Genomic DNA, 5,902 nt, shown 5'->3' on the forward strand with positions numbered 1-5,902 from the left:
GCGTAGGCTCGGCTCTACAAAAGCAGGTGCCGCGAAGTCCTGTAGAGCCGAGCCTGTGCTCGGCTTGCGCGCGTAGCGCGGGTTTCACGCAAAAAGCAGCCGAGCATGGGCTCGGCGCTACAGCGGGACATTGGCTGACAGGCCGAGCGGTGGTGCACTGATGGAGACGCTGTGAGCCGCAGCATAGTCTTCGGTCATGTCCAGCCCCGCACTCCATATTGGCCGGTGGTCGCAGACCGGCAATGTCTATGCGATCACGACTGTGACACATGCGCGTCGGGGCTGGTTCCACGATGGAGCCAACGCCGATCTGCTGGTCGAGGCACTACGCACGGTCGAGCGTACAGGTCGGACATGCTCACTGGCCTGGGTGATCATGCCGGACCATCTGCACTGGTTGATCGAGCTGCGCCACGGAACACTCGCTGGATGCATGCAGATTCTCAAGTCCAGGAGTGGACGGGCCATCGCCAGGCGCGTTGATGCCAACGCGCCGATCTGGCAGCCGGGGTACTACGACCACGCCCTGCGCAGCGATGAATGTCTGCGCGCGCAGGCGATGTACATTGCAGGCAATCCGGTTCGTGCGGGGTTGGCTACGTATCTGGGCGAGTACCCGCATGCCTGGAGCAGGTGGCCTCTGCAGGAGTAGCTCGGTTCTCAGGCGAATCGCAGCCGAGCATGGGCTCGGCTCTACAACAGCACGTGCCGCGTAATCCTGTAGAGCCGAGCCTGAGCTCGGCTCATGCGCGCAGCGCGGTCTTTGGCAAAATGCAGCCGAGCATGGGCTCGGCTCTACAACGGCGGGTGCCGCAGCGTCCTGCGTTCAGTCTTCTTCCGGCGGCAATACGATGGCGTCGTCGTCGATGGCCAGTTTGCCGGCCATCAATACGGCCTGGGTGCGGTTGGTCACGCCCAGCTTGCGCAGGATGGCGGTGACATGCGCTTTGATCGTCGCTTCGGAAACGTTGAGATCGTAGGCGATCTGCTTGTTCAAACGGCCCGCGCCGAGCATCTGCAGCACGCGGAACTGCTGTGGGGTCAGTTCGCGCAGGCGCTGGCCGACCTCGCGTTCTTCGCGTTCGGTCGGCGGCACGTTATGTGCTTCCGGCGGTGCCCAGGTTTCGCCGTCGAGGATCGTGCCAAGCGCGTGGCCGATGGTGTCCGAGTCGGCCGACTTCGGAATGAAGCCCAGCGCGCCATGGTCGAGCGCGCGGCGCATCACGGTCGCTTCTTCGCGTGCGGATACCACCACCACCGGCAGGTGCGGGTGCAGCGAGCGCATGTGCACCAGCGCGTTGAATCCCTGCGCGCCGGGCATGTTGAGGTCCATCAGGACCAGGTCGGCGTCGTTGTGCTGGTCGGCCAGCGCATACAGCGCTTCCACGCTGTCGGCCTCGAACAGCTGCACGCCGGGGATGACCCGCTGCACGGCGCCGCGCAGGGCTTCGCGGAACAGCGGGTGGTCATCGGCAATCAGGAGGGTGGTCATGGGTCGGGGGGAACCGTGGGGGAAAGCAGATGGGGTCGGAGCCCTTTCCTTGCGGAAAGGGCTCCGACCCCGGGTCGTACGTCAGCGCACCTTGCGCTCGTCCACCAGCGACGCCACCACCGACGGATCGGCCAGGGTCGAGGTGTCGCCGAGCTGGTCCGGCGCGTTCTCGGCGATCTTGCGCAGGATGCGGCGCATGATCTTGCCCGAGCGGGTCTTGGGCAGGCCTGGCGCCCACTGCAGGTGGTCGGGCGTGGCGATGGGGCCGATTTCCTTGCGCACCCACGCCACCAGTTCCCTGTGCAGTTCGTCGCTGGGGGCTTCGTCGGCCACCAGGGTCACATAGGCGTAGATGCCCTGGCCCTTGACGTCGTGCGGGAAGCCGACCACGGCCGCCTCGGCCACCTTCGGGTGCGAGACCAGCGCGCTCTCCACTTCGGCGGTGCCGATGCGGTGGCCGGACACGTTGATGACATCGTCCACGCGACCGGTGATCCAGTAGTAGCCGTCCTCATCGCGGCGGCAACCATCACCGGTGAAGTAGCTGCCGGGGTAGGTGCGGAAGTAAGTGTCTATGAAACGCTGGTGGTCGCCGTACACCGTGCGCATCTGGCCCGGCCAGGAATCACGGATGATCAGGTTGCCCTCAGTCGGGCCCTCCTGGATCTCGCCATCGGCATTGACCAGCGCCGGCTGCACGCCGAAGAAGGGCAGGGTGGCCGAACCCGGCTTGAGATCCATCGCGCCGGCCAGCGGCGAGATGAGGATGCCGCCGGTCTCGGTCTGCCACCAGGTATCGACGATCGGGCACCGACTGTCGCCCACCACCTCGTAGTACCAGCGCCAGGCTTCCGGGTTGATCGGCTCGCCGACGCTGCCCAGCAGGCGCAGCGAAGCGCGCGAGGTCTTCTTCACCGGTTCCTCGCCCTCGCGCATCAGGGCGCGGATGGCGGTGGGAGCGGTGTAGAAGATCGACACCTTGTGCTTGTCGATGACGTTCCAGAAGCGCGAAGTGTCCGGGTAGTTGGGCACGCCCTCGAACATCAGCGAGGTGGCACCGTTGGCCAGCGGGCCGTACACGATGTAGCTGTGGCCGGTGACCCAGCCGACGTCGGCGGTGCACCAGTAGATGTCATCCTCACGCAGGTCGAACACCGCTTCATGGGTGTAGGCCGCGTACAGCAGGTAGCCGCCGGTGGTGTGCAGCACGCCCTTCGGCTTGCCGGTGGAACCGGAGGTGTAGAGGATGAACAGCGGGTCTTCCGCATTCATGCGCTCGGGTTCGCAGGTGGACGGCTGGCTGTCCACCACGTCGTGGAACCAGCGGTCACGCGGGGCCTGCATGTCCACCGCGCCGCCGGTGTGGCGCACCACCAGCACGGTCTCCACCGTATTGGTCCCCGGCAGCTTCAGCGCGGCATCGACGTTGGCCTTCAGCGGAATCTTCCGGCCGCCACGCAGGCCTTCGTCGGCGGTGATGATGAGCTTGCTCTGGCAGTCGCTCACGCGGTCGGCAATCGAGTTCGGGGCAAAGCCGCCGAACACCACCGAGTGGATCGCACCGATGCGCGCGCAGGCCAGCATGGCAACGGCGGCGTCGACGATCATCGGCAGGTAGATGGTGACCCGGTCGCCCTTCCTGACGCCCAGGTTGCGCAGCGCATTGCCGAGGCGGCAGGTGCGCTCGTACAGCTCGCGATAGGTCACGTGCTGGGCCGGCGCATCCGGGCTGTCCGGCTCGAACAGCAGGGCGGTCTTGTCACCGCGCGTGTCCAGCTGGCGGTCCAGGCAGTTCACGCTGGCGTTGAGCTCGCCGTCCTCGAACCACTTGATGTGGAAATCGGCCAGGTCGTAGCTGACGTTCTTGATCTTCGTCGGCCTGCGCATCCAGTCCAGCCGCTCGGCGGCCTTGCCCCAGAACGCATCCGGGTCGGACACCGAGGCCTGGTACTGCTGCTGGTAGGACGTCTTGTCGATGCGTGCCTTGGCGGCGAACTGCGGATCGACGGGGTAGATATCAGCCATGGCACCCTCACTTGCACGTTGACTTTGTATGTGCGGTCGCAGCATCGCAACGACCCTCCGCCATCAGTTTGCCCCATCCACCCCCGGTCGCGTTACCGCTGCGCTTAGACCATGGTCGAAAGTCGGCGCGTTGCAGGCCCGGGTTCGACCAATGGCGAATACCGCTATACATAAACGCCCCGCAGTCTCGGCTCGACCGTGCCCCACGCGCGGCATCACCTTGCCACTTGGGAGAGAGGGCAACATGAGCCACCGTACGTTGAAAGCCGTGCGCACACCTTTGGCGGCCTGCCTGTTGGTCGCCCTGGTCGCACCGGGCATGGCGTTTGCAGAAACCGCCAAAGAGAAAGCGCTGGAAGCACGCGTTGCCGAGCTGGAACGCCAGGTCCAGGCACTGCTGTCGTCGCAGCAGCAGCAACAGACCCAGATCGTCCAGACCCAGCAGGTGGTGACCGACGTCCGCGCCGTGCAGGCCGAGCAGAAGCCGGCAGCACAGGTGCCCGCCGGCAAGCAGCCGATCCAGGTCACCACCATCACCCCGGGCGCCGCGCCGGGCACCACGGTCAAGATCGGCGGCTTCATCAAGGCCGACTTCCTGGCCACGCAGACCGGCGATGGCCAGCTGGCCGACGATGCTACCGGCCGCGCACTGTACCTGCCGGGCCAGACCCCGGTGGCCGGTGCCGGTGGTTCGGGCAAGCGCTCGGACGTGGACTACAACGCCCACGCCAAGTTCTCGCGCTTCAACATCGGCATCGACAACGTCAGCGAATCGGGCAACAAGGCCGGCGCGTTCTTCGAAATGGATTTCTTCGGCAATTCGCTGGGCAACCAGACCGCCACCAATACTTACGGCGTGACCCTGCGCCACGCCTACATGTACTGGAACAACTGGCTGGCCGGCCAGACCTGGTCCAACTTCATGGATGCCGGCGCGCTGCCTGAGGCGGTGGACTTCGTCGGCCCGACCGACGGCGTGGTGTTCGTGCGCCAGGCGCAGGTGCGCTACACCCAGGGCGGCTTCAGCGTTGCCCTGGAAAACCCGGAAACCACCACCCTCACCGGTACCCGCAACCCGGTCACCGGCGCGTGGACCAACGCCAGCGCCAACTCCGACCGCGGCAGCCTGCCCGATCTGACGATGCGTTATGGATGGAAGGGCGACTGGGGCACCTTCGGCGTCGGCGGCATCGTCCGCCAGTTGAAGGTCGACAACCAGGCCACCGGCGCCAAGGCCGACAAGGTGGCCGGCGGCCTGACCCTGGGAGGCAAGTGGGTGATGGGTGGCAGCGATTCGCTGCATTACCAGCTGACCGGTGGCGAAGGCATCGCGCGTTACATCGGCCTGGGTGTCACCGCCGATACCGCCTATGACATCGCCCGCGACGAACTGAACCCGACCGGCGTGCTGGCCGGCTACGTGGGCTGGCGCCATGCCTTCACCCCGAAGCTGCGCACCAACCTGATCTATGCCCGCAGCGACTACGACAACGATGGCAGCCTGGGGCCGCTGGTGACCAAGAGCGTGCAGAGCATCCGCGGCAACATCTTCTACACGCCGATGCCCAAGGTCGATGTCGGTGCCGAGTACATGTACGGCGTGCGTGAGATCGAGGACGGCCGCAAGGGTGACATCAACCGCGTGCAGTTCACCACCAAATACAGTTTTTGAATGAGTGCCGACCAAGGGTCGGCACCTACCAAGGGGAAATCGTCTCATGTCCAGCACACCCGGTACCGCGCACAACGCTGCGGGCAGCCTGACCAAAGGCCATAAAAAGGTCATCTTCGCATCGAGCCTCGGCACGGTGTTCGAGTGGTATGACTTCTTCCTGTATGGCTCGCTCGCGGCCATCATCGCCAAGCAGTTCTTCAGTGGCGTCAACGAAACCACGGGCATGATCTTCGCCCTGCTGGCGTTCGCTGCGGGCTTCTTCGTGCGCCCGTTCGGCGCGGCCTTCTTCGGCAGCCTCGGCGACCGCATCGGCCGCAAGTACACCTTCCTGGTCACCATCCTCATCATGGGCATCTCGACCTTCCTGGTCGGCGTGCTGCCCAACTACGCCACGATTGGTTTTGCCGCTCCGGTCATCCTGATCGTGCTGCGCCTGGCCCAGGGCCTGGCCATGGGCGGTGAGTACGGCGGTGCCGCCACCTACGTGGCAGAACACGCGCCGGACGACAAGCGCGGCCTGTACACCAGCTTCATCCAGTGCACGGCCACGCTCGGTCTGTTCATGTCGCTGCTGATCATCCTGGCGTGCCGCTACTTCCTGGGCAACGAAGCCTTCGAAGCCTGGGGCTGGCGCATCCCGTTCCTGGTCTCGATCCTGCTGCTGGGCGTGTCGGTGTGGATCCGCCTGCAGCTGAGCGAATCGCCGCTGT

Annotated in this window: 5 protein-coding genes; 3 read left to right on the top strand and 2 right to left on the bottom strand. The window is 65.4% G+C overall.

All coding sequences use genetic code 11. The features are described 5' to 3' along the window. Positions 1–196: 196 nt before the first annotated feature. Entirely contained in the window at positions 197–652 is a 456-nt protein-coding gene (locus ACQKDV_RS05095) for an REP-associated tyrosine transposase (protein WP_427782700.1), read from the top strand. A gap of 174 nt (positions 653–826) precedes the next feature. On the opposite strand, the gene ACQKDV_RS05100 is transcribed toward ACQKDV_RS05095, so the two are convergent. Together ACQKDV_RS05100 and acs are read right to left on the bottom strand one after the other, a co-directional pair. Then, positions 827–1,492, bottom strand: a complete 666-nt coding sequence (locus ACQKDV_RS05100) for a response regulator transcription factor (RefSeq protein WP_005411662.1) — start codon at positions 1,490–1,492, stop codon at positions 827–829. A gap of 81 nt (positions 1,493–1,573) precedes the next feature. Then, positions 1,574–3,517 (bottom strand): acetate--CoA ligase, encoded by a 1,944-nt coding sequence (acs, locus tag ACQKDV_RS05105; RefSeq protein ID WP_427782701.1) that lies wholly within the window; start codon positions 3,515–3,517, stop codon positions 1,574–1,576. Positions 3,518–3,761: 244 nt separating this feature from the next. Here acs and ACQKDV_RS05110 point away from each other — a divergent pair, with 244 nt between their 5' ends. Continuing rightward, entirely contained in the window at positions 3,762–5,189 is a 1,428-nt protein-coding gene (locus ACQKDV_RS05110) for a DcaP family trimeric outer membrane transporter (RefSeq protein WP_427782702.1), read from the top strand. Positions 5,190–5,235: 46 nt separating this feature from the next. Further along, on the top strand, positions 5,236–5,902 hold a 667-nt coding region (locus ACQKDV_RS05115; protein ID WP_427782703.1), incomplete at its 3' end, for an MFS transporter.

Source organism: Stenotrophomonas sp. NPDC077659, assembly GCF_050268705.1.
In the GTDB taxonomy this organism is placed as follows: Bacteria; Pseudomonadota; Gammaproteobacteria; order Xanthomonadales; family Xanthomonadaceae; genus Stenotrophomonas.